Source organism: Macromonas bipunctata, assembly GCF_002837135.1.
In the GTDB taxonomy this organism is placed as follows: Bacteria; Pseudomonadota; Gammaproteobacteria; order Burkholderiales; family Burkholderiaceae_C; genus Macromonas_A; species Macromonas_A bipunctata.
On the sequence record NZ_NWBQ01000067.1, the window covers coordinates 1 to 26,795 of the forward strand.

At 60.1% G+C, this 26,795-nt stretch carries 22 protein-coding genes and 1 pseudogene; 9 read left to right on the forward strand and 14 right to left on the reverse strand.

Annotated features, from left to right (window positions below; translation table 11 throughout):
* Positions 1-223 precede the first annotated feature (223 nt).
* From CON76_RS10305 to CON76_RS10345, 9 genes are all read left to right on the forward strand, one after another.
* A complete protein-coding gene (locus tag CON76_RS10305) occupies positions 224-1,195 on the forward strand; it encodes a tRNA dihydrouridine synthase (RefSeq protein ID WP_240592837.1) in 972 nt (323 codons plus the stop codon).
* 11 nt (positions 1,196-1,206) lie between these two features.
* Positions 1,207-2,880, forward strand: a complete 1,674-nt coding sequence (argS, locus tag CON76_RS10310; protein ID WP_101103273.1) for an arginine--tRNA ligase — start codon at positions 1,207-1,209, stop codon at positions 2,878-2,880.
* Between the two features lie 5 nt (positions 2,881-2,885).
* Positions 2,886-3,740, forward strand: coding sequence for an SPOR domain-containing protein (locus CON76_RS10315; protein ID WP_101103274.1), 855 nt, complete (start codon positions 2,886-2,888; stop codon positions 3,738-3,740).
* A gap of 100 nt (positions 3,741-3,840) precedes the next feature.
* Complete coding sequence (locus CON76_RS10320; RefSeq protein WP_101103275.1) at positions 3,841-4,494, forward strand: thiol:disulfide interchange protein DsbA/DsbL; 654 nt, start codon at positions 3,841-3,843, stop codon at positions 4,492-4,494.
* 18 nt (positions 4,495-4,512) lie between these two features.
* Entirely contained in the window at positions 4,513-5,148 is a 636-nt protein-coding gene (lptA, locus tag CON76_RS10325; RefSeq protein WP_420812939.1) for a lipopolysaccharide transport periplasmic protein LptA, read from the forward strand.
* Complete coding sequence (gene lptB, locus CON76_RS10330) at positions 5,145-5,936, forward strand: LPS export ABC transporter ATP-binding protein (protein ID WP_101103277.1); 792 nt, start codon at positions 5,145-5,147, stop codon at positions 5,934-5,936. Before lptA ends, lptB begins: the two co-directional genes overlap by 4 nt.
* Positions 5,937-5,941: 5 nt before the next feature.
* Positions 5,942-7,585, forward strand: coding sequence for an RNA polymerase factor sigma-54 (gene rpoN, locus CON76_RS10335; RefSeq protein ID WP_101103297.1), 1,644 nt, complete (start codon positions 5,942-5,944; stop codon positions 7,583-7,585).
* A gap of 3 nt (positions 7,586-7,588) precedes the next feature.
* Positions 7,589-9,007, forward strand: coding sequence for a THUMP domain-containing class I SAM-dependent RNA methyltransferase (locus CON76_RS10340; RefSeq protein ID WP_101103278.1), 1,419 nt, complete (start codon positions 7,589-7,591; stop codon positions 9,005-9,007).
* 50 nt (positions 9,008-9,057) lie between these two features.
* Complete coding sequence (locus CON76_RS10345; RefSeq protein WP_101103279.1) at positions 9,058-9,465, forward strand: putative toxin-antitoxin system toxin component, PIN family; 408 nt, start codon at positions 9,058-9,060, stop codon at positions 9,463-9,465.
* A 145-nt stretch (positions 9,466-9,610) separates the two neighbouring features.
* On the opposite strand, the gene CON76_RS10350 is transcribed toward CON76_RS10345, so the two are convergent.
* From CON76_RS10350 to CON76_RS13605, 14 genes and pseudogenes are all read right to left on the reverse strand, one after another.
* Entirely contained in the window at positions 9,611-10,615 is a 1,005-nt protein-coding gene (locus CON76_RS10350) for a GlcNAc-transferase family protein (protein WP_101103280.1), read from the reverse strand.
* A 12-nt stretch (positions 10,616-10,627) separates the two neighbouring features.
* Entirely contained in the window at positions 10,628-11,176 is a 549-nt protein-coding gene (gene rfbC, locus CON76_RS10355) for a dTDP-4-dehydrorhamnose 3,5-epimerase (protein WP_101103281.1), read from the reverse strand.
* Positions 11,176-12,060 carry a glucose-1-phosphate thymidylyltransferase RfbA gene (gene rfbA / locus CON76_RS10360; RefSeq protein WP_101103282.1) on the reverse strand — a complete coding sequence of 295 codons (885 nt, stop codon included), beginning with the start codon at positions 12,058-12,060 and terminating at the stop codon, positions 11,176-11,178. Before rfbA ends, rfbC begins: the two co-directional genes overlap by 1 nt.
* 27 nt (positions 12,061-12,087) lie before the next feature.
* The gene (gene cysQ / locus CON76_RS10365) at positions 12,088-12,888 is read right to left on the reverse strand and encodes a 3'(2'),5'-bisphosphate nucleotidase CysQ (RefSeq protein WP_101103283.1); all 801 of its coding nucleotides are present in this window, start codon (positions 12,886-12,888) and stop codon (positions 12,088-12,090) included.
* Between the two features lie 30 nt (positions 12,889-12,918).
* Positions 12,919-14,667, reverse strand: coding sequence for an SLC13 family permease (locus tag CON76_RS10370; protein ID WP_101103284.1), 1,749 nt, complete (start codon positions 14,665-14,667; stop codon positions 12,919-12,921).
* Positions 14,667-15,890: an adenylyl-sulfate kinase gene (gene cysC / locus CON76_RS10375; RefSeq protein ID WP_101103285.1), complete on the reverse strand. Its 1,224-nt coding sequence runs from the start codon at positions 15,888-15,890 to the stop codon at positions 14,667-14,669. The genes CON76_RS10370 and cysC overlap by 1 nt, the downstream gene beginning before the upstream one ends.
* A gap of 62 nt (positions 15,891-15,952) precedes the next feature.
* A complete protein-coding gene (locus CON76_RS10380; RefSeq protein WP_101103286.1) occupies positions 15,953-17,185 on the reverse strand; it encodes a DUF1501 domain-containing protein in 1,233 nt (410 codons plus the stop codon).
* Between the two features lie 20 nt (positions 17,186-17,205).
* Positions 17,206-18,447 carry a DUF1800 domain-containing protein gene (locus CON76_RS10385; protein ID WP_101103287.1) on the reverse strand — a complete coding sequence of 414 codons (1,242 nt, stop codon included), beginning with the start codon at positions 18,445-18,447 and terminating at the stop codon, positions 17,206-17,208.
* 3 nt (positions 18,448-18,450) lie between these two features.
* Positions 18,451-19,563 (reverse strand): glycosyltransferase family 61 protein, encoded by a 1,113-nt coding sequence (locus tag CON76_RS10390; protein ID WP_101103288.1) that lies wholly within the window; start codon positions 19,561-19,563, stop codon positions 18,451-18,453.
* 37 nt (positions 19,564-19,600) lie between these two features.
* Positions 19,601-20,350 (reverse strand): sulfotransferase family 2 domain-containing protein, encoded by a 750-nt coding sequence (locus CON76_RS10395; protein WP_101103289.1) that lies wholly within the window; start codon positions 20,348-20,350, stop codon positions 19,601-19,603.
* Positions 20,350-21,573, reverse strand: coding sequence for a hypothetical protein (locus CON76_RS12905; RefSeq protein WP_145995417.1), 1,224 nt, complete (start codon positions 21,571-21,573; stop codon positions 20,350-20,352). Before CON76_RS12905 ends, CON76_RS10395 begins: the two co-directional genes overlap by 1 nt.
* Entirely contained in the window at positions 21,570-22,646 is a 1,077-nt protein-coding gene (locus CON76_RS12910; protein ID WP_145995418.1) for a hypothetical protein, read from the reverse strand. Before CON76_RS12910 ends, CON76_RS12905 begins: the two co-directional genes overlap by 4 nt.
* 11 nt (positions 22,647-22,657) lie before the next feature.
* Positions 22,658-24,364, reverse strand: a complete 1,707-nt coding sequence (locus CON76_RS10400; protein ID WP_205758222.1) for a glycosyltransferase family 2 protein — start codon at positions 24,362-24,364, stop codon at positions 22,658-22,660.
* A gap of 640 nt (positions 24,365-25,004) precedes the next feature.
* Positions 25,005-26,768, reverse strand: a pseudogene (locus CON76_RS13605) (glycosyltransferase); the annotation flags it as partial.
* Between the last annotated feature and the right edge of the window lie 27 nt (positions 26,769-26,795).

Below are 26,795 nucleotides of genomic sequence, written 5' to 3' on the forward strand. Positions count from 1 at the left end.
GGTGAAATATCCGGGTTAGGGCTGCGCGCAGAAGGCTGACGCTGAAGTGCTTGGTAAACCTCGCTGAAAGATGTTGTGAGCGGTGGATCAATCAACACGCGAGGCACAGCTTGATTTTGTGCTGAATTCATCAAAATTTTTTGCATAAAAGTTAATTTAATACGTTAGGCACAAGGTTACAGCCTACATCAAGCGTCAATATTTTTCAAGATTCTCCAAAATAATGAACATTCTGCTGGCCCCGATGGAGGGCTTACTCGACTGCACACTGCGCGATGTGCTGACCCGCGTTGGCGGCGTGAGCCTGTGTGTGTCGGAATTCATCCGCATCACCGACCAACTGCTACCCGCGCGGGTCTTCACCCGCATCGTGCCCGAGCTGTTGCAGGGTGGGCGCACGTCCGCTGGGGTGCCGGTGCGGGCGCAGCTGCTGGGTTCCGACCCCGCCTGTCTGGCCGACAACGCCGCGCGTCTGGCCACATTGGGGCCAGCGGGCATCGACCTGAATTTTGGCTGCCCGGCCAAGGTGGTCAACCGCCACGGCGGGGGTGCGTCGCTGCTGCAAGACCCCGAACTGCTGCACCGCATCGTGCGGGCGGTGCGCCAAGCCGTGCCCGCCGCCATGCCGGTATCGGCCAAGATGCGGCTGGGCTACGACGACGACCGCCTGGCCGAGGCCTGCGCCCAAGCCATTGCCGAGGGCGGTGCCAGCACCTTGGTGGTGCATGGGCGCACCAAGGCCCACGGCTACCGTCCACCCGCCTACTGGGCGCGCATTGCCGACATTCGGGCGGCAGTCCACATTCCAGTGGTCGCCAACGGCGAAATCTGGACGGTGGCCGATGCGCGGCGCTGCCTCGCCGAATCCGGTTGCACCGACCTGATGTTGGGCCGTGGCATGGTCAGCGACCCCGGCTTGGCGCTGGACATCTTGCTCGACCAGGGCCACCCCCCCGCCACGCCCACACCGGACTGGGCCACGCTGACCCCGCTGCTGCACCGCTTCTGGCAATTGGTGGAGCCCCGGGTCGAGCCCCGCCACCGCGCCGGGCGGCTCAAGCAATGGCTCAACTACCTGCGCCGCCGCCACCCACAGGCCGAAGCCGCCTACCAAGCCCTGCGCACCACCAACGATGCACGCACCATCAGCGCCTGGGTACAAGCCCATTGGGGCCCTGCCACCAACGCCGCCTAAAATCGCACCCCATGCTCAACGTCAAAACCGAATTGCTCACGGCGCTGGCCGCCGCCCTCGAACAACTGCACCCCGGCGCTGGGGCCAAGGCCGCGTTTGAAAACCCCAAGGCCGCCGCACACGGCGACCTGGCCTGCACCGCCGCCATGCAGCTGGCCAAACCGCTCAAGGCCAACCCGCGCCAGTTGGCGCAACAACTGGTGGAGCTGCTGCAAGCCAGCGCCCCCTACCAACGCTGGGTCGAGGCGCTCGACATCGCTGGCCCCGGCTTCATCAATATCCGCCTCAAGCCCGCCGCCAAGCAAGAAGTGGTGCGCGAGGTGTTGGGCGCAGGGGCCACCTTCGGGCAACAGGCCAGCAACGGCCAACGTGTGCTGGTCGAATTCGTCTCGGCCAACCCGACCGGGCCGCTGCACGTGGGGCATGGCCGCCAAGCCGCGCTGGGCGATGCCATCTGCAACCTGTTCGAGACCCAAGGCTGGAACGTCCACCGCGAGTTCTATTACAACGATGCGGGCGTGCAAATTGAAACCTTGGCCAACTCCACCCAACTGCGTGCCAAGGGCTTCAAGCCCGGCGATGCCGAGTGGCCCGAAGCCGCCTACAACGGCGACTACATCCAAGACATCGCCAACGACTTTCTGGCCCGCAAAACCGTCCAAGCCGACGACCGCGCATTCACCGCCAGCGGCGATGTGAACGACCTCGACGGCATCCGCCAGTTTGCCGTGGCCTACCTGCGCCACGAGCAAGACCTCGACCTGCAAGCCTTTCAGGTGCGGTTTGACCAGTACTACCTCGAATCCAGCCTCTACACCAGTGGCCGCGTGGCGCAAACGGTGCAAAAACTCATCGATGCGGGCAAAACCTACGAACAAGACGGCGCGCTGTGGCTCAAGTCCACCGACTACGGCGACGACAAAGACCGCGTGATGCGCAAGAGCGACGGCGGCTACACCTACTTTGTGCCCGATGTGGCCTACCACATCACCAAGTTCGAGCGCGGCTTTGGCAAGGTCATCAACATCCAGGGCACCGACCATCACGGCACCATCGCGCGCGTGCGCGCCGGGCTGCAAGCCGCCAACGTCGGCATCCCGCAAGGCTACCCCGACTACGTGCTGCACACCATGGTGCGCGTGGTGCGTGGCGGGCAAGAGGTCAAGATCAGCAAACGCGCGGGCAGCTACGTCACGTTGCGCGACCTGATCGAGTGGACCAGCAAGGACGCGGTGCGCTTCTTCCTGCTCAGCCGCAAGCCCGACACCGAATACACCTTCGACGTGGACTTGGCCATCCAGCAAAACAACGACAACCCGGTGTTCTACGTGCAGTACGCGCATGCGCGCATCTGCTCGGTGCTGACCAGCTGGGGCGGTGATGTGGCCACGCTGCGAGGCGTGGACTTGAGTGCGCTGCAAGGCCCGCAAGCCCAGGCGCTGATGCTGCAACTGGCCAAATACCCCGAAATGCTCACCGCCGCCGCACAGGACTTTGCCCCGCACGACGTGACGTTCTACCTGCGCGAGCTGGCATCGGCCTACCACAGCTACTACGATGCCGAACGCATTCTGGTGGACGACGAAGCCACCAAACTGGCACGTTTGGCACTGGTGGCCGCCACGGCGCAGGTGTTGCACAATGGCCTGGCCGTGCTCGGCGTGAGCGCGCCACAAAAAATGTAATTGATATGAAAAAACAAGCGGGCGGAACCTTTCTGGGCGTCACCATCGGGCTGCTGGTGGGGCTGGCGGCGGCGCTGCTGGTGGCCATGTACGTCACCAAGACCCCGATCCCGCTGGTGGACCGGGGCGTGCAAGGCAAGCCGGAACAGGACGCGCTGGAGCAGGAACGCAACAAGAGCTGGAACCCCAACGCGGGCTGGTCCAGCCCCACCCTGCCCAGCGCCGTGGGCGGCCTGGAAAGCCCCCCCCCACCCCCCACCCTGCCCGCGCCGGTGGACACCAGCGCTGGCAGCATGGGCGGCAGCGTGAACAACGCCGCCCTGCCACCCAGCCTGCCCATACCCGCCAGCCCGGGCATGGCGCCCGCCATGCTGCCAGCCGCTGCACCAGCCAGCGCCTCCGCTGCAGCCACACCGGCAGCCCCCGCCAGCAAGCCAGCGGCCCCCAAACCAACGCCTGAAGCCACGGCAGCACCGGCACCGGCGGCCAAGCCTTCCGCCCCACCCGCTACAACCAAGCCCGCCAGTGGCGACGCGCTGGACGAGCTGATCCGCCAGCGCATGGGCGCCAGCGCCCCGGCTGCGGCCAAGCCCGCCACCAGCCCCGACGCCAGCGGTGCCGACCCCTTCCTGTACTTCGTGCAGGCCGGCGCCTTCAGCTCGCCCGGCGAGGCCGAGCGCCAGCGCACCAAGCTCATGATGCTGGGCCTGGACGCCAAGGTCAGCGAACGCGACCAGGCCGGGCGCACCGTGTTCCGCGTGCGCCTGGACCCCTTCCGCAAGAAGGGCGACGCCGACTCCGCCACCGAACGCCTCAACGCCCAGGGCGTGGACAGTGCGCTGGTGCGGGTGCAACGCTGAGGTGGTTACACCCTGTTGCGCGGCCACACCGGAACTTTGCAACCGGCGCACGCCCCCAAACCGCTGTGTTCCCAACCCTTGACCGCGAAAGATTTTCCCCATGCAACGTCGTGATTTTTCCCGTGTGCTGGCCAGCGCCAGCGTCCTGAGCGCCGGCACCGTGCTGGGCAGCAGCGCGTGGGCGCAAGCCACTGCGCCTGTGCCCGGCCTGAAGGCGGGCAGCGACTACCGCGCCCTGTCCACCCTGGCGCCGGTCGATGCGCCCGCTGGCCAGATCGAGGTGGTGGAATTCTTCTCCTACAGCTGCATCCACTGCTACAACTTCGAGCCCCTGCTGCGCGACTGGGCCAAGCAACTGCCCGCCAACGTGGTGGTGCGCCGCACACCCGTGGCCTTCAACGCCGCCTTTGAGCCACAACAGCGCCTGTACTACGCGCTCGAAGCCCTGGGCCTGCTCGACACACTGCACGAGAAGGCATTCCGCGCCTTCCACGTCGACAAGCAACCGCTGCGCAACGCCGACGCCGTTATCGACTGGGCCGTCAAGCAAGGCGTGGACAAGGCCAAGTTCAGCGCCGCCTACAACGCCTTTGGCACCGCCGGCAAGATGAAGCGCGCCGTGCAGCTGCAAAACGCCTACGAGGTCGAGGGCACGCCCGCGCTGGGCATTGCCGGGCGCTACTACGTGCCTGGCCAGGCCGCCAAGACCCTGGTGGTGGCCAACGCCCTCATCGCCCAACTCCGCAAAGGCTGACGCCCCGCTGCCCCCACCATGACGATGCTGCCCCCCCTGACCCTGTGGCGCGGCCTGGCGCTGGCCACGCTGCTGCTGGCACCGCTGGCCCACGCCGAACGCGCCGACCGCCAACAGCCCATGAACATCGAGGCCGACAGCCTGCGCTACGACGACGCGCGCCAGACCAGCGTGTTCACCGGGCGCGTGGTGGTCAGCAAGGGCAGCATCGCCATCCGGGGCCAGCAGCTCGAGGTGCGCCAGGACGCGCAAGGCCACCAGTTCGGGCTGGTGCAGGGCAGCGCGGGCCAGCCTGCGTTCTTCCGGCAAAAGCGCGACGGCGTCAACGAATTCATCGAGGGCGAGGCCCAACGCATCGAATACAACAGCCAGGCCGACACCGTCAAGTTCAGCGGCCAGGCCGTGCTGCGCCGCTACCAGGGCGCCACCCTGAGCGACGAGACCCGGGGCAGCACCATCGTCTACAACAACGCCACCGACGTCTTCACCGTAGACGGCGGCAACGCCAACCGCAGCGCCAGCAACCCCTCGGGGCGCGTGCGCACCATGCTCAGCCCCAGCCGCAACAGCGCCACGCCAGCCAGCCACGCCACGCCAGCGGACGCAGCCCCCACCACGCTGCAACCCAGCACCGCGCTGGAGCCCCGCCGGTGAACGCCTCCGCTGCCGCTCCCGGCCCTGCCGACGCCTCCGGCACCGCCCCGGCCCGCCTCGAGGCCAAGGGCCTGAAGAAGGCCTACGGCAAGCGCCTGGTGGTCAAGGATGTGTCGCTGAGCGTCAACGCGGGCGAAGTCGTCGGGCTGCTGGGCCCCAACGGCGCGGGCAAGACCACCTCGTTCTACATGATCGTGGGCCTGGTGCGCGCCGATGCCGGCGAAATCTGGCTCAACGGGCAACGGCTCGAGAACCTGCCCATCCACCGCCGCGCGGGCCTGGGCCTGGGCTACCTGCCGCAGGAAGCGTCCATCTTTCGCAAGCTCAACGTGCAGGACAACATCCGCGCCGTACTGGAGCTGCAGACCGACGCCCACGGCAAGCCCCTGCCCAAGGCCGAGATCGAGCAGCGGCTCGACGCCCTGCTGGAAGACCTGCACGTGGACCATTTGCGCGACGCGCCCGCCCCGGCGCTCTCGGGCGGCGAGCGGCGCCGGGTCGAGATTGCGCGCGCCCTGGCCACCAACCCGCGCTTCATTTTGCTGGACGAACCGTTTGCCGGCATCGACCCGATTGCGGTGATCGAAATCCAGCGCATCATCGGCTTTCTCAAGTCGCGCGGCATCGGTGTGCTCATCACCGACCACAACGTGCGCGAGACGCTGGGCATCTGCGACCACGCCTGCATCATCAGCGATGGCCGCGTGCTCGCCCAAGGCACGCCCGCCGAGATCGTGGACAACCCCGACGTGCGCCGCGTCTACCTGGGCGAACACTTCCGCATGTGATGCCCATGCACCAGGGCCTGTCCTTACGCACCTCCCAGCACCTGGCGCTGACGCCACAGCTGCAGCAATCCATCCGGCTGCTGCAACTCTCCACGCTGGAACTGGCACAGGAGGTGGAACAGCAACTGGCCGACAACCCCTTTCTGGAACGCGACTCCGACCCCGCCGAGGACGACGCGCCCGGCCTGCCGCACGCCGACACCCCTGTCAGTCTGGGCGACCGCCTGAGCGAGGCCGCCGCCGGCATCGCCGCCGACCTACCCGTCCCAGCCAGCCGCCAAGACAGCGACGGCCACAGCGAGAACCCTGGCGATGCCGCACTCCACGACGGCCATGCCGAGGAACCCCACCCCGACAGCCCCGCACTCGACTGGGACGGCGACGGCAGCGTGGACATCGCCCCGCACGACAGCGAATGGGGCAACGACGCCCCCGCCGCCACCATGCACAGCAGCGGCAGCCACGGCGAGCCCGACCACAGCGACCCCGCCGACTGGAACAGCGCCCCGCTGACGCTGCAAGCCCACCTGCACCAGCAGGCGCTGGGCCTGCGCCTGCCACCCACCCAACAGGCCGCGCTGTACGCCCTGATCGAATCCCTGGACGACGACGGCTACCTCAGCGAGGCGCTGCCCGAACTGGCCGCCGCCCTCGTCGCACCACCGCACGCCAGCCAAGGCCACCCTGGCACCCCCGCCCAGCGCCAGGCGCAGCAAGCCGAACTCGAACAGCTCCTGGCCAGCGCCCTGCCCCACCTGCAACAGATGGACCCCACCGGCGTGGGCGCACGCAATTTGGCCGAATGCCTGCGCCTGCAAGTGCTGGAACTGCGCAACAGCCCCGCCGCCCGCGCCGCGCTGGCGCTGTGCGAGCAACCGCTGGACCTGCTGGCCCGGCGCGACACCAAACGCCTGAGCGCCCTGTGCGGCTGCGACGAAGCCAGCGTGCGCGCGGGCCTGGCCGTCATCGCCCGGCTCGAGCCCAAACCCGGCCGCCGCTTTGCCCAGGTCGAACGCAACGCCATCGTGCCCGACGTGGTGGTGCGCCGCAGCGGCAGCGGCTTCATGGTCGAACTCAACCCCGACGTGGTGCCGCGCCTGCACCTGCACGACCGCTACGCCAGCGCCCTGCGCGGCCACAAGGGCGACAGTGCCAGCGGCCTGCCACAACGCCTGCAGGAAGCACGCTGGTTCATCAAAAACATCCAGCAACGCTTTGACACCATCCTGCGCGTCTCGCGCGCGATCGTGGAGCGCCAGCGCGGCTTCTTTGTGCAGGGCGAACTGGCCATGCGCCCACTGGTGCTGCGCGAGATTGCCGACGAATTGGGACTGCACGAATCCACCATCAGCCGTGTCACCAGCGCCAAATACATGGCCACCCCCTGGGGCACCTACGAACTCAAATACTTCTTCGGCTCTGGCCTGGGCACCGACAGCGGCACCCACACTTCCAGCACCGCCGTGCGCGCCCTCATCCGGCAACTCATCGCCAGCGAGCCACCCACCCACCCCCTGAGCGACCAGCAACTGTCCGACCTGCTCAAGGCGCAAGGCATAGACTGCGCGCGGCGCACCGTGGCCAAATACCGCGAAGCCCTGCGCATCGCACCGGCCAGCTTGCGCAAAAACAAACCCTTATCTCCCTAAAAAATGAACGCCCTGACCCTGTTCCTGCCCTGCGCCGCTGGCGTGGAAGACTTTCTGGCCGCCGAAGTGGCGCGCATCACCGGCGTGCCCTTGGCGCGGCTGCACACCTCGCGCGGCGGCATCGAGCTGCCCGGCAGCTGGCGCGACGCCATGAAGCTCAACCTGCACAGCCGCCTGGCGCAGCGCGTGCTGGTGCGCGTGGCACAACAACCCTACCGCGACGAACACGACATCTACACCGCCGCGCACGACGTGGCGTGGGAAATCTGGTTCACGCCGCAGCAAACCCTCAAAGTTGAAATCACGGCCCAGCACAGCCCACTCAAGAGCCTGAACTTTGCCGCCCTGCGCGTCAAAGATGCCATCTGCGACCGCCTGCGCGACAAGCGCGGCACCCGCCCCAGCATCGACACCACCCGCCCCGACGTGCGCGTGTTCGCCCACCTCACCGCTGAACACCTCAGTCTCTACATCGACACCTCGGGCCAGCCCCTGTTCAAACGCGGCTGGCGCGAGGACAAAGGGGACGCACCACTGAAAGAAACCCTGGCCGCCGCCATGATCGCCGCCACCGGCTGGACAGGCCAGCCCGGCCCCGACGGCAGTGCCCCGGTGCCCCTGTACGACCCCTGCTGCGGCAGCGGCACCGTGCTGATTGAAGCGGCGCAACTCGCGCTCAACATCGCCCCCGGTGGCCAACGCCGCTTTGGCTTTGAAAAACTGCTGCCCTACCAGGGCCACGTCTGGCAAGCCCTGCGCCAGGAAGCCCTGGCCGCCGAACGCAGCCTGCCAACGGGCGGCGCACCCTTCATCTTCGGCTCCGACGTAGCCTTCCGCATGGTGGACTTTGCCCGCCGCAACGCCGAACGCGCTGGCGTGGCGCACGCCATCGAACTGCGCGGCGGCGACGCGCTGCAACGCACCCCGCCCAGCGCCACCCCCGGCGTGATGCTGCTCAACCCCCCCTACGGTGAACGCATTGCCGCCGCCGGCGTGGCCGGCCAGCGCGCCGACACCCGGGCAGGCAGCCGTGCCGACAGCCGCATCCACCAGCACAGCGACGACCGCGCCCCGGCCCCTACCCACCTGCGCGGGCGCGAAACCGCCCAGCACAGCGATGGCAGCGAGAACAACGACTTCTTCGCGCAACTGGCCAGCCACTGGAAAAAACACTACGCCGGCTGGAGCGCCTGGCTGCTCACCCCCGACCTGAAACTGCCCAGCAAGATGCGCTTCAAGGAATCGCGCCGCGTGCCCATGTGGAACGGCCCCATCGAATGCCGCCTGTTCCGCTTTGACCTCATGGCCGGCTCCGCCCGCACGCCCAAACCGGGCCAGGCCGCCAGCGGCGGTGACACCAGCGCCACACCCAACGCTGCACCCGGCACCGCCATCGCCCAGCCCTCGACCGCGCCGCAGTGAGCCAGAGCGCCCTCCTCCCGCACGCCGACGCACCCCACCTACCAACGGGCGTGGTGCTCGACACCAACTGGGTGCTGGACGTGTGGCTGTTCAACGACCCGCTCACCCACGCCTGGCAACAGGCGCTGCAGCGGGGTGAAGTGCGCTGGCTGGCCTGCGCCGCCATGCGCGTGGAGCTGGAGCGCGTGCTCACCTACCCGCTGGTGCAGCGCGGCCTGCTGGCGCGCAACGTGGCCGCCACGGCGGTGCTGCAGGCCTTCGACCAGCACGCCACGCTGCTGCCGCCCGCACCGCCCTGCCCCGTGCGCTGCCGCGACGCCGACGACCAGATCTTCATCGACCTGGCGGTACAGCACCAGGCCACGCTGCTGAGCAAGGACCGCGCCGTGCTGACGCTGCGCCCGCGCCTGCAACAGGTGCATGGCATCGCATGCCAGGCGCACTGGCCCACCCCATGAATATGCTAAGCCAACAGCAGAAAAACCGTTTTTTTCAGAGCTTTCCCCCGTGTGGCCGGGTGTTGTGCTGTCCAAAGTCTTACAATAGCGCCGGGCCGTTTACACGGCTCCCCGCTTTTCCTCCCTGAGCGGGTGCCCAGGTGCCTTATTGCGCCGGGCTTCCCATCCCGGCCCCTTTAGGGTCGGGATTTTTTTTGGCCGCATCGTCGCCGTAACTGGACTGGTGGGGCCGCACCAGTTGGCGCTTGGCGTAATTCACGCCCGACAAGCGCGCGTAGTCGGCCAGGCTGCGCTCCTTGCCCAGGCCGTAGGCGCCCAGGTCGCGGCGCTGGTACAGCAAGTCCATCAGCCGCTCCTTGGCCAGGCGCGTCAGCTCGGTGTACTTGAAATCGCGCTGCTGCTCCCACTCGGCGTGCCAGTGGTGGGTGCTGTGCGCCATGTTGGGCATCTTGTAGAGGTGGAACAGCGGAATGTGCGGCGGGTGAAAAATGTCCCAGCCCTTGGTGTAAGCCCGCACCGCCAAGCTTTGCTCCTCGCCATGAAAATACAAATGTGGGTCGTAAGGCACTTCGTCCACAAAACGCCCAGCGGTGAACAAGAACCCCCCCGCCACGTGGCAACCGCGCACCGGCTCGCGCGTGAACACGTGCTCGGCCCGGAAGCGCAGCGTGGCACTGGTGTCGCTCAAATCGGTGTCGGGGTGGGGCCGCAACACCAGCGTCGTCTTGCCGCTGACGTTGATCTTGACCACCGGCTGGCCGGCCTCAAACTCGAAGCCGTAGGGGTAGGTGCTCACGATTGGCTGGGCCGACTGCGCCAGCAAGGCCTGCCACTGCTGCAACAACTGTTCGTCCCAGCCGGGCTCGAACAGCATGTGCGAGTCGATTTGCAGCAGATGATCTTCACCTTGGTACAGCGAGAACGCCAACGCCCGCGCCCAGCACACGCCCCGGCTTTCCACCGGATGGATGTGCAGGTAACGCAACCTGGCGGGTTGGCACAACGCTGCCAATGCTGCGCGGCGTGGTTCCAGCGTCTGGTCGATGACGCCAAACACCAGCCGCTGCGGCCAGCGTGCCTTGGCCACCGCATCCTGCAACGTGTGTTCCAGAAACGGCTCGCAAAAGGCGGCCACGGAAACGTAGATCATCTGCCCACCGCCTCAACCAAACACTTCGGCCTGTGCCAGAGGCAGCGCCTGCTGGTCCTTGCCCGACAACACCGGCGTGCCATCGTAGCCCCAGTCCACGCCAATGGTCGGGTCGTTCCAGATGATGGCCCGCTCGGCACCCGGGGCGTAAAAATCGGTGGTCTTGTACAGGAACTCGGCGGTGTCGCTCAGGGTGACAAAGCCATGCGCAAAACCCGGCGGTATCCACAACTGCTGCTGGTTGTCGGCACTCAGCAACGCGCCCACCCAGCGGCCAAACGTCGGGGACGAACGGCGGATGTCCACCGCCACATCGAACACCGCCCCCTGCACCACGCGCACCAGCTTGCCTTGGGCGTGCGGTGGCAACTGGTAATGCAGGCCACGCAGCACGCCGCGCACCGACTTGCTGTGGTTGTCCTGCACAAACGCCAGGGCGGTGCCGGTCGCTTGCTCAAACACGTTCTGGTTGAAGCTCTCGAAGAAGAAGCCGCGCTCGTCGCCAAACACCTTGGGCGTGAACAGCACCACTTCAGGGATGGCCAGTTTTTCAAATTGCATCACAGGGCCTTGTCGGTCAACAGGTTTTTCAGGTATTGGCCATAGCCGTTCTTGGCCAGCGGCGCGGCCAGTTGCTCCAGTCGGGCATCGTCAATCCAGCCCGCACGCCAGGCAATCTCCTCCGGGCAAGCGATCTTCAAGCCTTGGCGGTGCTGCAACGTGGCAATGAACTGGCTGGCCTCCAGCAAGCTGTCGTGCGTGCCCGTGTCCAGCCAGGCGTAGCCCCGGCCCATGGTCTGCACCGTCAACTGGCCTTGCGCCAAATACGTCTGATTCACGCTGGTGATTTCCAACTCACCGCGCGCACTGGGCTTGACGGCCTTGGCAATGTCCACCACCTGCTGGTCGTAAAAATACAAGCCCGTTACCGCGTAGTGGCTCTTGGGCTGGGCGGGTTTTTCTTCAATGCTGATGGCCTTGCCCGCCACATCAAACTCCACCACACCGTAACGCTCCGGGTCGTGAACGCGGTACGCAAACACCGTCGCACCATCGCTTTGTGCATCAGCGGCGTGCAACAGCGGCTGAAAATCGTGGCCGTGGTAGATGTTGTCGCCCAGCACCAGCGCACTGGGGGCGTTGCCAATAAAGTCCTCGCCAATGATGAACGCCTGCGCCAACCCGTCCGGGCTGGGCTGCACCGCGTATTGCAGGTTCATGCCCCACTGGCTGCCATCGCCCAGCAGCTGCTGGAAACGCGGCGTGTCCTGCGGTGTGCTGATGATGAGCACGTCGCGCATGCCCGCCAGCATCAGCGTGCTCAAAGGGTAGTAGATCATTGGCTTGTCGTACACCGGCAGCAATTGCTTGCTGATGGCCAGCGTGGCCGGGTGCAGCCGGGTGCCGGAGCCCCCGGCCAGAATGATGCCTTTGCGTTGCGTCATGCGAAAAAACCTCTCTGGCTTGTACCGTTAAAACTGGAAATACTGTACCACCAGCGCCGGGTCGGCTGTGGCTACAAATTCGGGGTTCAGCACCGGGCGCTCCAAGCCGTAGCGCAAACGCTGGCCTTGCAAATCCAACACGGCACCGCCTGCGGCTTCCAACACACATTGGGCTGCGGCAGTGTCCCACTGGCTGGTGGGGCCAAAGCGGGGATACATGTCGGCCTGTCCCTGCGCAATCCGGCAAAACTTGAGCGAACTGCCCGCCGCCACAAAACTGTGTGAGCGGGGCAAACGGCCCAGCCACGCCGCCAAAGCATCGCCACCGTGGCTGCGGCTGCCCATCACCCGCAACGGCTGATCGGCAGCCGCTGGTTGCACCACCAAAGCCGCTTCCTGCGAGGTCGCCAGATCGCGTACCCAAGCCCCTTGCCCCTGCAAGGCGTAAAACAACGCCCCCAGCGCAGGGGCCAACACCACGGCAGCCACCGGGTAGCCCTCCTCAATCCAAGCAATGTTGACGGTGAATTCACCATTGCGCTTGAGAAACTCTTTGGTGCCGTCCAGCGGATCGACCAAAAAGAAGCCATCCGCCGCTGCCCCCGCCTCGGCAGAGCGCGACTCCTCCGACCAAATGAATGCGCCCGGAAAGGCGGCCTCCAGCCCAGCGCGGATGACGGCATCGGCACGCACATCCGCCTCCGTCAAAGGTGAGGCATCGTCTTTGTGCCAAGTGGCTCCGCCGTTTTCATAGACGGCCATGATCTCGTGCCCCGCTGCCTCGGCAATGGCACACAGGGTATGCAGTTGTTGCAAAGTGAATGACATGGCTTGTGGTCTCCGGCCTATGCGGCCCAACTAAAAGGGAAAAAACACCGGCACCAACGCCAGCACCACCACCGCATACGCCAGCGCCACCGGCCAGCCCATGCGCAGAAAATCGACAGTGCGGTAACGCCCGGGCGAATACACCATCAGGTGCGTCTGGTAACCAAACGGCAACAAAAAAGACGCGCTGGCGGCATAGGCCACCACCATCACAAACGGCATGGGGTTGACCCCAAAAGCCTGTGCGGTGGACAACCCAATCGGAAACGCCAACGCTGCAGCGGCGTTGTTCGTCACCAGTTCGGTCAAGATCCAAGTCAGCACATACACACCCACCAGCGCGCCCCACACCCCATGGCCACTGAACAGCGCGTGCAGTGTCTGCGCGATCAACGCCGACGCGCCCGAAGCGTCCAGCGCGGCGGCAATCGTCAACGACGACCCCACCACCAGCCACAACTCGAACGGAAAACGCCGCCGCAACTCGCCCGGCGTCAACACCCTGGTGGCCAGCAGCGCCCCCAGCAGCAGCAGCAAGCCCTGCAACAACGGCAACACCGCCAAAGTGGACAACGCAATCACCAGCGCAAAGCCCCCCAGCACCAGGCGGTTTTCCTGCGCCGACAGCTTGGGGCGCAGCGGTACGTCGCTGAGCACATGGAAGTTGCGCTCCAGGTTCTTGCGCTGCCAGAAGTCCGGCCCGACCGCCAGCAGCAGGCAATCGCCCACGCGCAGCTCGATGTGCCCCAGCTGGCCGGTCAAACGCCGCTCGCCGCGGCGAATGCCCACCACACCGGCATCGAACAAAGTGCGGAAATCCACCTCGCGCAAGGTGCTGTTCACCAGTTCCGACTGGTAGGTCAACACCACTTCCACCAGGTTGGAGGTCAGCACATCATGGGCGGTGCCGCCAAACACCTCCAGCCCGGCAAAAGCCCGCAAGGCCTGCACCTTGTTCACTTCGCCGGTAAAGATCAGCCCGTCCTGCGCCTGCAACACCTCGTCCGGCCCCACCGGCGACAGCAGCCGGCCTGCGCGCACAATCTCCATCAGGTACAACCCGTCCAGGCTGCGCAAGCCATTGGCTTCAATGCTGCGCCCGGCCAAGGGCGAACCAGGCATGACCTGCGCCTCCAGAAAATACGGCGCACCGGCCTGCCGGTTCTGGGCCTCGTTCACCGGCAACCAATGCGCGGTCAGCATCAGCACCACCATGCACACCAGCGCCACCGGCAACCCCACGGGCGTGAACTGGAACATGCCCAGCGCGGGCAAGCCCGCCCGCACCGCCAGCGAATTGACCACCAGATTGGTGCTGGTGCCCACCAGCGTCACCACCCCGCCCAGAATGGAGGCATAACTCAGCGGAATCAGCAACCGCGAGGCCGGCACCCGGGTCTGCTGCGTCACCACCCCCAGCAAGCCGCCCACCACCGCCGTGTTGTTCAGGAAGGACGACAACCCCGCCGCCACCGCCGACAACCGCCACACCGCCCGCCGGTCACCCCCGTCGCGCGTCACAAACCGCGACAGGCTGGCCACCAGCGGCGAACGCTCCAGCGCCAGCGACACCAGCATCAACACCAGCAACGTGACCAGCGCGGAGTTGGTGTAACCGGCCAGAAACGTGGCCTCGGGCACCAGACCCAGCAAAAAATACGCCGCCGCCCAGGTGGTGAACAGCACCGCCGTGGCCACGCGGCCATGCAGCAGCAGCCCCAGCAACAGCAGCACCGACAACAGCACGCCCAGCGCCGCTGGCGTGACGGCAGTCGCCATCAACGCCGCTCCAGCCGCTGCAGCACCTCCTCTGCAGCCTCGGCGGGCGACAGGTGCGTGGTGCGTACATGCACCTCGGGCGCTTGCGGGGCTTCGTAGGGGCTGTCAATGCCGGTAAAGTTCTTCAGCGCCCCCTGACGCGCCTTGGCGTACAGTCCCTTCACATCGCGGCGCTCACATTCTTCCAACGGTGTATCGACAAACACCTCGACAAACTCGCCCTCGGCGAACAGCTCGCGCGCCATGCGCCGCTCGCTGCGGAATGGTGAAATAAAGCTCACCAGCACCACCAGCCCGGCATCCACCATCAACCTGGCCACTTCGGCCACGCGCCGGATGTTTTCCACCCGGTCGGCCTCGGTAAAGCCCAGATCGCGGTTGAGGCCGTGGCGCACATTGTCGCCATCCAGCAAATACGTGTGCCGACCTTCAGCGTGCAGACGCTTTTCCAGCAAATTGGCAATGGTGGATTTGCCCGACCCCGACAAGCCGGTAAACCAGATACACCGTGGCCGCTGCTGCTTGTGCGCGGCGCGGGCCGCCTTGTTGACCTCCAGCGCCTGCCAATGCACATTGCTGGCACGGCGCAGGGCAAACTCGATGCGCCCCACTCCAACCAGTTCGTGCGTTTGCTTGTCGAGCAACACAAAGCCACCCAGCACCTGGTTGACTTCATACGGCTCAAACACCACCGGCGTACTGGTGGCCAAGTTAACGAACGCGGTCTCGTCCTGCGCCAGTACCTTGGCAGGTATTTGGATGCCATTGCATCCATCTTCGCGGTATTTGATGTCGGTGATGGTCGCCGTCACCTCCTGACAGGCCATCTGCATGAGGTACTGGCGACCCGGTGTCATGGCACGCTCACTGCGCCACAGCAAACGTGCAGCAAACTGGTCAGCCACCTCTGGCGGAGCTTCTGCCGCCACCAGCATGGCCCCCGGTTGCAACGCCACATCATCGGCCAATGTCACGGTCACGGTATCGCCCGCCACCTGCACCGTTTGCACACGGGTTTGCACCCCGGCGGGCAACACGCGCACCGCATCACCAGCTTGTACGGTACCAGCGGCCAATGTCCCCATCCCGCAGCGGGTGGCCAGATCGCCTTGCCCCACATGCTGCAACGGCAAACGCAAGGCGGCGCTGGCACCTGCTGCATCGGCCTGGGCCACGGCCAAAAAACGCTGTACCAGCGGATGGGAAAAATGCGTACCGCGCATGTGCAAAGTATCCTGTTGAATGGAAAAAGAACTGAACTGCCGACCACCCGGCGCAACCGCTGCTACAGCAAACCCAGCGCAGTGGGGCGTACCCCCGGAAACACCGCTTGCAAGGCATTGGCACTCAAGCCGTACATGCGCACCATCACCTCCGCGAGCACGGCCCGGTATTCGTTGAGCACCGGCATGTCGCGCTGCTGGTGCAGGCTGGCAGCGGTCAAATTGGTTTGCTCGCCCACCATCTTACCGCCCGCTACCGCACCGCCCGCCAGCCACAGCAGATTGCCGTGCCCGTGGTCGGTGCCCCGGCTGCCATTTTCGCGGAAGGTGCGACCAAACTCGGACAGCACCACCACCACCGTGTTACGCCACTGCGGTCCCAACTCCTGCGCAAAAATCTCAATGCCACGGCCCAAGGCCGCCAAACGGGTGGCCAGCAAACCCTGCGCTGCCCCCTGACCAATGTGGGTATCCCAACCACCCACGTCCATAAAGCCGATGTTCAACGCTGGCTGGTCGCGCATGTAACGTGCCACGCGCTGGGCTTCCAGCGCAAAACCGCTGGCAGACACCGCATCGCGGCCACTGGCATCCATTTCCTCGGCCAGCTCCATGTTCAACGCACGCTTGAGTCCCAAGCCTTCACGCAACACCGGCTCCAGTGCGTGCCCTTGGTACATCGCCAACACCTGCGATTCATAAGCCGCTGACAAGGGCCGCGCCCGGCGCTGCACCACCGGCGTGTTGGGCACCTTCACCGGGCCACGCAAGGCCAGCGGCAAGGCTTGCGTAAAACCCATGGCCGCGTGGGGATCACCGCCGAGTTGCTGCACCAAACGGTTCAAGAAGCCATCGTCGGCAGAAGGCCTCTGCTCTGGCAACTTGCCCGCTTCCAACCAATCTTGCGCCTGAAAGTGGCTGCGCGACACAAACCCTGTTCCACAAAATGGCACAAACGCCAACTGTTTTTGTGCAAACAAATCGCCCGCTGAATCGGCCAGCATGGGGTGCAGTCCCCAACGTCCATCTAGCCGGATCGCGGCCCAAGGATCACCTGCTTGCGGTGCCGGGATGGCAATGTTCGGGCGCGCCTCGTAATAAAACGGCTCGCTGTACGGCACCACCGCGCTCAAGCCATCGTAAGCCCCACGCAGCAGCACCACCAACAAACGGGTGGGGTCGCCACCAATTGTGGGAACGGCCCACAAGCGTGTCGCAGGCAACGCCAAAGCCGCCGCAGCCGCCAGCCACGTCCGCAACACTTCACGCCGTTGCCATGCTGCTTGATGGGACATCTGGAATCCTTGTGGGCCATTCAATGGAACATGCACGCCGGGCTGGCCAGCAACAGGGCCAGCGCTTCGTGCGGCTGACGGGTGCGCTGCAACACAGCCCGCGCTGACGGGGGCAACCATGCCTGCAATGCACGCCCACGGTCACTGTCGAGCACCGTTTGGGCGTGTTCTGCCCGAGCAGCTGCATCGGGCCACCCCAGCAAAGTGGGCAAACTGGCGACCATCTCACGGGCCAGTTCCACACGCTGGGTCAACTGCCCAGTGTTGAGCCACGCGTCCCCCCGCAATGGATAGCCATCCGGGGTGGAGCGACCAAACCACGGCTGCCCCAGCAACTGCAACCAGCGCAACACGGGCTTGGGATGGTGCAACGGCTGCCCATTGCACAACAGTTGCAAGGCTGCCACCGTGTAACGCAATGGATCGGTAAACGACAACGCCCCGCCTTGCTGCCGCCACCGTTGGCGCAGCACCTGTACCTCGGCCCACACCGACGGCAACGAACCACCCGACTCCGTAAACACCGTAGCCACATGCTGTACCCAAGCGACAGGTGGCTCATCGGTCACGGCCCAGACACACATCCGCTGCGCGATATGCTGCGCGGTACGTGGATGAGCGGCCAAACGCTGCAACACCGCAGGCAAGACTTGAGCCCCAGCCCCCTGCGCCGACTGCCCCAATACCTGTACCTGCTCTGGATCGTGGCGTTTGGAAAAAAACACGGCGCGTTCTGGCTGACCCGATGCAAAGGATGCAAAATCCACGCCCCACCCCGTCATGGCCCGGGCCAACGCTTGCACGTCCGCCTGGGTGTAACCGCCCTGCACGCCCAGCGTGTGCAATTCCAGCAATTCGCGGGCATGGTTTTCGTTGCCACGCCCACGCACATTGCTGGCATTGTCCAGATACACCAGCATGGCCGGGTGCAACGTTGCCGCCTGCAACATATCGGCAAAACGGCCTTGCACCTGTGGCTGCAATGCCTCGTGCCAGTACGATGCCAGCAACACCCCCACCTGCCCTTTGGCCGCATGCACGTTGAAGTGGTTGAACCAGAACCAGGTCTGGGCACTCGGCCCCAGCATCGGCGATGGATCTTGCACCCATGCCAACAGACAACGCTCAGCCAGACTGGCCAGCATGGCCTGGCGCTGCTTGAGCAAATCGCGCTGCAACAGTGCCCGTTGCGGATCTTGAGTTTTGAGCGTACGAAAAGATAAGAAATTTCCCCAGTACTTATCTCGGCACTTATCAGACATGACTTATTTCATTAAATCAAAAGCAGCTTCAGCATCAGACAAGTTCACAGAAAAATTCCTTGAGTTTTTTTCAGCATCTCCAAAAACAAATCCAATCGATTGGCCAACCACATTACACAATCCAGCCTGGATGAAATGTGGATGCTCAGAAGACTGAAAAACCAAAACTTTACAAAAAGATGGACTAAAAATTGAGTTATGCATGGCAGATCCGTACTCGCCCGCAACAAACTGAGCAGAGGAAAATATCTCTATTTGCTCAGAAATAGATTTTGTCTCCGGGTGAATTATATCAAAACCATTTTTTACAGCCAAACTTTCCAATAAAGATCTATTTTCTATAATTTGATTTTTTCCACGAAAATTCGCCCTAGACACATAAATTTTTTTTCGCAAAGAATAATTGATACTATATTTTCTCATTCTTTGAAAAGCAAATAAAGAAACTCTAGAAAAAGAATTTCCAGATCGAACACTACCGGGAATCCATGCTTTCTGAGTAGAGATAAATTGATTTTCCGGATCAAATGAAATAAATCTATTTCTTTTTACGCCAAACTCATCAATAAGATCCCATCCGAAACGCGGAATCGGTTCATGCAAAATATATCTACCATCAAAACCGCAACTTTCCATCAAAGCAAGTCTAGGAAGAATGTCGACCAACCAGTGGCCATACACCCCTTGTCCAGCTTGGGATAATATAGCATAATCTACTTCTTCATCAAGATTTTTTTTAACCAATCCAGATTTAAATTCAAAGCTTCTATCTTTTTCTATCAATATTCTTTTGTTGAATCCGTGATCCAATCTACCCACTTCAGGTATCGCACGATGATCAAAAATACGATTCTCGTCAGAATCAACTATAAGGCCGTGACCAAAAAGCTTTACTTCATCCGCAGAATATATAAATACCGGAGGAGAATTTTTTACTTTTGATTCCAAAGATTTTTTGATGCTTTGATTTCCATTTATGAAAACAAAAGGGGAAACAACAACATCCTCTGGCGGAGAGACACAAAAAACTTCAACTCCATGAATTTTGTTTACAGAAAAATTTTTAAATAAAGCAAAAGGTGTATCTATTTTTGCTTGAGTTTTATTTATTTTCATTTTACATCAAAGTTTTAAATTTCAATTGTTGATAAATTTACAATTTATCATACCCAAAAACAGAAAAATCTTTCTCATATATTTTGTTTATTAAAGAAACTGTATCAGCATTTAGTAAGTTTTTTTGCTTTGGCAAAATTTCTTTACTTGCCAAATCAAAACAATTTATTTCCGATGCATCGCCATCAAATAACCTTAAATTAGTTTTTGTTGTACGTAATTTAGGAAATGGCCTCCAAACCAAATTTTCAATTTCACACATTTTTTTTAAATCATCATCAACAGACTCCAACTTAATTTGATATGTAAAAAATTTTTTATTCAGAAATTTATCCGGGATCTGAGGGGCAAAATGCCTATTTAATTCTTGGCCACTTATATGATAAGCATCTATCAAATTAAGAAATTCTATAAAGCTAACTCCATCTTTAGCAGCATCACCTAGAAAATTCTTCGAAAAATGCTCCAAATTATCATAATTTTTTATCCAACGACCACCATCCACAACAAATTTATTGACAAATGCGGACACTATGCGTGCATAAGGATCTCTAGAAAGAACTACACCTTTAAAATTATTATTTTTAATCAACGACCAACCCATTCCTGCACTAACATGCATATTTGGATTATTTAAATACACAGGAATATTTTTATCACTGATGATGAAATCATTCCTAGATTTTAGATAATCGTAAATCCAGTACGCCAAACTGGTATTTCCAGACTTAAAAGAAAAGAAAAATACCAGTTTTTTGTTCAATAATACATAGCAACTCATAGACATTATCGAATTCCTTTTTTCAAAAAATCAGCTCTTTTATTTTGTAAAATTTTACCCTCAGGCCGAATACAAAGGGCTAAATCAAGCAAAGCCATCATACTCTCATGATGAATATCGGGCGACCCCCTCAATGAATCAAAAATTTTAACCAACTTACCCACATAGCTATCCAAAACAAAAACACTCCCTGAAGTTAGAGAATGGTAGTAAAGTTTATTCATCAAAATCAAAATATTATCATTTAAACCCACGCTCCACTGGTTTTTTTGCAATAAATCTTTCAAAAAATTTACGGCATGCTCCGAATAAGAACTCATAAAGGCTTCAAACCATTCAAACACAGATTGTTTTGCAACAGAATCCGGAGTGGCGGCGTATTTATATAAGGAAAAGCCAGTTTGCTGCTCCATCCACTGAAGATCTGGCACATCAATATATGCTTGACAGATGTTTTCTGGTATTAAGAATTTTTCATCAGAAATATCTGAAATTAACATCACCATTTTTTTTCGAGCCCTTAAAATTTTTTCTTCCCCCAATGACATAACCCCTTTTTTATTAAAAAGGTACATTAATTTAACTGCATCCAAAGAAATAGATTCATTAGAGGATTTTTCAACAACAGAAGTATGCGGGATATTTATTAATTCACAAAAATCAGAAACTACAGAACCGTTAACCAATGATTTCTTGTTAAACAGTCTAAAATTTATATTTTTCCGCCCAAACACTCGGAAAAATTTTTCAAACTTTTCTCGATAGCAGGGCAATGGCAATTCAGATCCAGAGTAACCTCCTTTCACTGCCTCCTGAAAGTCCGAAGACATATAAGATACAGGATCACGAATGTAAGCAATTACTGTTATTTTTTCAGAAAATCTGGACAGGACTTCTTTAAATACAATTAACTCTTTAAAGGACAAAGAAGAAAGTCCCTCACCGGAGATAATAAGTCTTTCACAATCAGATCGGCTTAACTCCCGCACCAGCAACAACAATGCTTTTTCTTTAATATCACGTATCTGATCTTTGGATCGTCCATTTTTAATATGGATATGGTATTTTTCCGGATGCTGTAAAAAAGCAGTTAACAGCGGCTCAGAATGATTGGCAGGCCCAAGATCTGCATAACGGATGCCGTGTGCATGGTATTTGTTAAGCGATGCCTGAATAGACGAAGATCCTGTCTTGTGCATGCCAATATGCAAAAACACTTCTTTTTTCATAACTTAATATTCTTTTCAAACAGTACAACATGCGTCCTAGCATTCACAAAAGACAATAAATCTCCATCTTTTAGCACAACATCTTTTTTAAATTTATGATTGAATGCGCAACCAAAACCAAATGCCATTATCAAATCTGGCCTTGACTTGTTTGGACACACTTGGCCCACATAAAGACCATTTACAAGCACATCGAAAAAATCAGAGGTTGGCTGATTAGATGCTGTTTTAATCCAACCAGCGACAATATCAGAATGCAACTTATCCAACCGATATACAAAATCCTGATTTTTATTATTTAATAAAGTTTTTTCAACAATTTCCGCGCTTTTTAAACCGATTGCTTTCTCGTACAATGCAAGATCAAATCGTATCAACTGATTCAAAGCATTAAACAATCCTGCATCTTGCAAAGACATGCCGTACTTTTCAGTCAGCACATTTTCTTTCAAGGAAAAAATGTTAGCAGCAACACCGCCTAATTTGGCAACATGATCCAGATCCGAATTTATTCTATCCACCAAACCAAAAGCATCTATCTCTTGCAAGGCTTGAACAGCATCAGATACATCGTCAGCGTTAACGGCACCACGGTTACGGCCAGAACGCAGATAGCGCGTTTGTGGATTGTCCAACAAAGCAAGTTCGACTGGTGTTAGGTTGTCCACAAAGCTGGACACACTTTGTCTATCTAAAAAATCAACCTGACTCAATTTTTTAGCAAGGCGCTGGATATATTCAGGATGAGCATCAAATCTTTTTTCTTGCCCAGGATCGGCAATGTGCCGAATCCACGCCAGATGAGAAATCACATGCTCGCGTGGGTCGCGCAGGAACGTGAACACATTGAATTGACTTAAATCAACCTTGGACTTGAAATCCCAATAGACCAGATGACCAGACAGGTAATCGTGCTTCGCTAAAATCTTTGCCCGACCTTCCTCAGTCTGCCACTGAGGATTGCTCTCCAGATGTACGGCACAGCGCTCACGTCCCAAGGCATCCATGAAGAACTTGTTGACGGAACTGCCCGCAGCTTTTGCAATGTGGACAAAAAGGTATTTCTTCTTCACACAAGTTCCAGTCAACAGCTACCAATCGAGAAATCTTCCCGGTCTTTGGTTAGGTGCGGGTTGTAGCATGGGTCAACCAACAACTGGTCGGCCCACTTGTTTTTCATGAAGGCCACTTCCTTGTTGAAGCGGGCCTGTTTTTCCGAGGTGTCTTCGTGGCCCCGGCTGATGGATTCGTGGTGGTACAACTCGGCGTACGGTGTCCATAGGTTGCGGTACCCAGCTTGGCGCACCTTGAGGCAAAAGTCCACATCGTTGAACGCCACGTGCAGGTTGTCCTCGTCCAGGCCGCCAGCGGCTTCGTACACCTCGCGGCGCACCAACAAGCAAGCAGCGGTCACACCTGAAAGGTTTTGCACCAACACCAGCCGGTGAAAATACCCCGGATGCGCACGTGGGAAGTGCTTATGGGAATGACCCGCCACGCCCCCCAGCCCCATCACCACGCCAGCGTGTTGCAGGGTACCGTTGCTGTAATACAGTTTGGCCCCCACACAGCCAATATCGGGGCGGCTGGCGTGGCGCACCATTTCGGTCAGCCAGTCGGGGCTGATGACTTCCACGTCGTTGTTGACCAACCCAACGATGCTGCCGCGCGCGTGCTGCACCCCAAAGTTGTTGATGGCCGAATAATTGAACGGGCGGTCGTAACGCAGCACCTTGACGCGCGCGTCTTCGGCTTGAATATCCGCAAACCAAGCCAGCGTTTCGGGCTCGACGCTGCCATTGTCCAGAATCAGGATTTCGTAGTGCGGGTACGTGGTTTTGTCCAAGATACTGCGCACCGCCAACTCGGTGATGGTTTTGCGATCGCGCGTCGGTATCAGCAAGCTGACCAAAGGCGGTGGTTCGGGCAAGGGCCAGCACACGTGGTAGGTGTTGGGCACCAGCCCGGCTTCCACTGTGGTACCCGCTGGGCCATGGGTATCAAAATGATCACGCAAAGCCTTGAGCCCGGCATCGGTGGTGTAGCTTTTTTCGCCTGCCGCACGGGCGGTGGAGCCTTCCAAGGCACGCCAGTGGTAGAGCACACGGGGCACATGCACCACCTGCGCTGCTGTCACGTGGGGCAGGCAACGCAACAGCAAATCCTGGTCTTGGCTGCCCTCCACGCCGGAGCGGAAGCCGCCAATGCGTTGCAACAGATCACGCCGGTACACCCCCAAGTGCGAGACGTAGTTCTGCGAATAGAACAAGTCGGGGTTCCAGTCGCTTTTGAAATGCGGCTCCGAGCGTTGCCCCTTGGCATCGATCTTGTCTTCGTCACTGTAGAGAATCTGCGTATCAGGATGTTCGTTCATGGCCAAGGCCATGAAATACAGCGCGTGCGAGGGCAAGGCATCATCGTGGTCCAGCAAGGCCACAAATTCGCCCTGCGCCAACTCCAGCGCACTGTTGGAAGCCCGCGAAATGTGACCGTTCTCGGCACGGTACACCACACGGATACGTGCGTCGCGCGCAGCGTATTCCCGCAACACCTCACGCACCCGCTCATCGGGTGAATGGTCGTCGGCAATGCACAGTTCCCAATGTGGGTACACCTGCGCCAGCACCGAATCGATACAAGCCCGCAAATACACTTCGGGCGTGTTGTAGGTGGGCATCACCACCGAAATCAATGGCCGGTGCTGCGCCAAGTTGGCCATGACGGCATCGACCTGTTGCAGCGTGGGCAGGCTGGGCGTTTCCACCTGGTCGATCCAGTCGTGGTAGGCCATAGCCCCCCGGTTTGAGTTCAAACAACTCGGCGTACTGAGCCTGCAAGGCCGCCAAGCGCACATCACTGCCCCACAGGCCTGTGGCCTGCTGCATCCACTCTTGGGCCTCGCGCTGCGACAGCGGCGTGACGTTGAAATCGCGCAGCACCAACTGCCCATCCTTGTCCAGCGGGTCAAACCGCCACGCCAACGGCGTAACGGGCAGATGAAACACGCGGCTGGCCGGGCGGTTGCTGTCGAAAGGCAATGGGATGGCGTGCGCTTCGTTGAAACCCTCGCCCAAATCGAAATACAGCTTGGCGCAACCCTTGCGGGTGGCGGACTCGATGCGCACGTCCAGTTTGTGCCAACCATCGCGCGGTTGGCGGTAAGGTGGCCAGTCCATGCCAAAGTAAGGATCGTCACCCGTGGCACGCCAGCCGTGTGCCATGCCGGTGATGGGCTCCAAATCGTGCACGGGGCGCACCTGCGGCATGGGGCGCGGCTGCAAGCGCGGGGCACCGCCTTCCGGGGGGCGGGCGACCACATCAAAACCATCCAGTGCATAGTGGCGTGTATCGTCAGCGCGCACCCCACCAGCCCAACGACGGACAAACACCGCCCGGTTGCGGGCAATGTGCTGCGTACGCTTGGGCGTGGCCGATTCGTGGTGCAGCACAGTGCTGTCGGCAGCGTACCAGCCACTGGCTCCACCGTGCGCACGGCTCAAGCGCAGGCACAGGTCAATGTCTTCCTGCCCATTGAGGTACACCGGATCGAAACCACGCACAGCGGCAAAGTCGGTGGCACGCACCGCCATGCAAGCGCCCGTGACCGCCTGCAAACGGCGGCTGCGCCCAGCCCAACGCTCATCGGGGCGCAAACCCGCGTACAACGCGTACCCCACCGGCTGATCGGGTGCAAACACCACGCCCATGCTTTGCACTGTTCCATTGGGGTACAACAAGCGGGGCTGTACCGCCACCACGTCGGGGCGGGCCAAGGGTTGCACCAAGGGTGGTAACCAGTTGGGCGTGACCACCGTATCGTTGTTGAGGAACACCACGTGTTGCCCGCTGCTGGCAGCAAAACCCAGGTTGCAACCCCAAGCGAAGTTGCAGTTGTGTGGCTGGCGCAATACGCGCACCTGCGGGTGTTGATCGGCCAGTTCTTGCAAAACCATCTGGGTGGTGGCATCGCTGCCGTTGTCCACCAGCAGCAGCTCAAAAGGCTGCTGTGTGTGCTGGCACACCGCCACCACACAGGCCCGCGTCAGTTCCGGCTGGTTCAACACTGGCACCACCACCGACACCAGACCGGGCGTGCGCAAACGTTGCTGCTCGGCCATCCAGTCCACCGGCTCAGCGGCCAGCACGGGCGCATACAATGCCGCGTCAAAATTTGGGCTGGGGGTACGGCCCTGAAACCTGCCTATCAACAGGTAATGCGCGGCCAAGTCCACCGGCGTACCCGCCAGTTCAGGGCACTGGGCCAAGTAGTGTGGAACTTCCAGCAAGCCTGTGCTGTGCCAGTGCGGCAATTCCTGCGCCAAGGTGCGGTACTGACGCATCACATCGCCCACGCCAGCTTGCCCCATTGGGCCAGGCGCTGCCACGGTGTGCAACACACCGCCCAACGCTTCCTCGTAGATCAACCCCACCTGCCCCCGCTGCCACACCGGCAAATAGCCCAACAGGCGCTCAATGGCGTGTACCGCTTGGCCGTCTTGCTGGTAACCCGCCTCCCACCAGGCCCCAGCATGTTCCAACAACGCCGTGGCCAGAGGTTGCAAGGTTTCGGGGCGCACCCAGAACATCGTACCCGCAAAAAAACCCCAATCGAAAGTACCGTCCTGCGGCCAAGGCTGACCCGTCCACAACGACCAGAACCGCTCCAGCTCCGGCGCGTTGTCCAGCATCAATTTGCGCACCGACTGGTACACACTGGACGGGCCTGCCAAGTGCAACGCCGGGTTGCTGGCGAACGCCTGCGCGGTCTGGTGGAACAAGGCATCGTCCCCGACCAAAGCGTCCAGCATCACGCCACGCCACACCTCGGCCAACTCGCCATCGCCCTGTTTGGTGTGCAGCTTGCAGACCGCCACATAGCCATGCCGCACCAGTTCGGGCACCAAATGCAACAGCGGCAGCACATCCATGCCTGCGTTGGGGCGAGCGTGGATGCGTGCTTCGGCAAAATCGGCCCGCACCTGTGCTGTGACCGACTCTTGCCGATCGGTGGTGGTGGTGATCCAGAGATCGAAGGGATGCGAGAGAGCACGCAAGCGTGCAGCGATCTCGGGCCACAACGCCGGGTAGTACACATGCACCACCACCGCCACCTTGGGCACAATGGCCCCAGAATGTGCGAGCGGCGTAGCACTGGCGGTATAAAAGTCAGGACTCATTGGGGTGTACAGCGGCATGTTCGGCAGTATACGTTTGCAGCAAGC

What these genes read in the sequence shown, in the direction of transcription:
- cysC (WP_101103285.1), bottom strand. Translation starts at nt 15,890, where the DNA reads ATGCGCGGTACGCATTTTTCCCATCCGCTGGTACAGCGTTTTTTGGCC.
- CON76_RS12905 (WP_145995417.1), bottom strand. Translation starts at nt 21,573, where the DNA reads ATGAAAAAAGAAGTGTTTTTGCATATTGGCATGCACAAGACAGGATCT.
- argS (WP_101103273.1), top strand. Translation starts at nt 1,207, where the DNA reads ATGCTCAACGTCAAAACCGAATTGCTCACGGCGCTGGCCGCCGCCCTC.
- CON76_RS10315 (WP_101103274.1), top strand. Translation starts at nt 2,886, where the DNA reads ATGAAAAAACAAGCGGGCGGAACCTTTCTGGGCGTCACCATCGGGCTG.
- CON76_RS10385 (WP_101103287.1), bottom strand. Translation starts at nt 18,447, where the DNA reads ATGTCTGATAAGTGCCGAGATAAGTACTGGGGAAATTTCTTATCTTTT.
- cysQ (WP_101103283.1), bottom strand. Translation starts at nt 12,888, where the DNA reads ATGTCATTCACTTTGCAACAACTGCATACCCTGTGTGCCATTGCCGAG.
- CON76_RS10390 (WP_101103288.1), bottom strand. Translation starts at nt 19,563, where the DNA reads ATGAAAATAAATAAAACTCAAGCAAAAATAGATACACCTTTTGCTTTA.
- CON76_RS10380 (WP_101103286.1), bottom strand. Translation starts at nt 17,185, where the DNA reads ATGTCCCATCAAGCAGCATGGCAACGGCGTGAAGTGTTGCGGACGTGG.
- CON76_RS10350 (WP_101103280.1), bottom strand. Translation starts at nt 10,615, where the DNA reads ATGATCTACGTTTCCGTGGCCGCCTTTTGCGAGCCGTTTCTGGAACAC.
- CON76_RS10395 (WP_101103289.1), bottom strand. Translation starts at nt 20,350, where the DNA reads ATGTCTATGAGTTGCTATGTATTATTGAACAAAAAACTGGTATTTTTC.
- CON76_RS10305 (WP_240592837.1), top strand. Translation starts at nt 224, where the DNA reads ATGAACATTCTGCTGGCCCCGATGGAGGGCTTACTCGACTGCACACTG.
- CON76_RS10370 (WP_101103284.1), bottom strand. Translation starts at nt 14,667, where the DNA reads ATGGCGACTGCCGTCACGCCAGCGGCGCTGGGCGTGCTGTTGTCGGTG.
- rfbC (WP_101103281.1), bottom strand. Translation starts at nt 11,176, where the DNA reads ATGCAATTTGAAAAACTGGCCATCCCTGAAGTGGTGCTGTTCACGCCC.
- CON76_RS10400 (WP_205758222.1), bottom strand. Translation starts at nt 24,364, where the DNA reads ATGGCCTACCACGACTGGATCGACCAGGTGGAAACGCCCAGCCTGCCC.
- rfbA (WP_101103282.1), bottom strand. Translation starts at nt 12,060, where the DNA reads ATGACGCAACGCAAAGGCATCATTCTGGCCGGGGGCTCCGGCACCCGG.
- lptA (WP_420812939.1), top strand. Translation starts at nt 4,513, where the DNA reads ATGACGATGCTGCCCCCCCTGACCCTGTGGCGCGGCCTGGCGCTGGCC.
- rpoN (WP_101103297.1), top strand. Translation starts at nt 5,942, where the DNA reads ATGCACCAGGGCCTGTCCTTACGCACCTCCCAGCACCTGGCGCTGACG.
- CON76_RS10320 (WP_101103275.1), top strand. Translation starts at nt 3,841, where the DNA reads ATGCAACGTCGTGATTTTTCCCGTGTGCTGGCCAGCGCCAGCGTCCTG.
- CON76_RS10340 (WP_101103278.1), top strand. Translation starts at nt 7,589, where the DNA reads ATGAACGCCCTGACCCTGTTCCTGCCCTGCGCCGCTGGCGTGGAAGAC.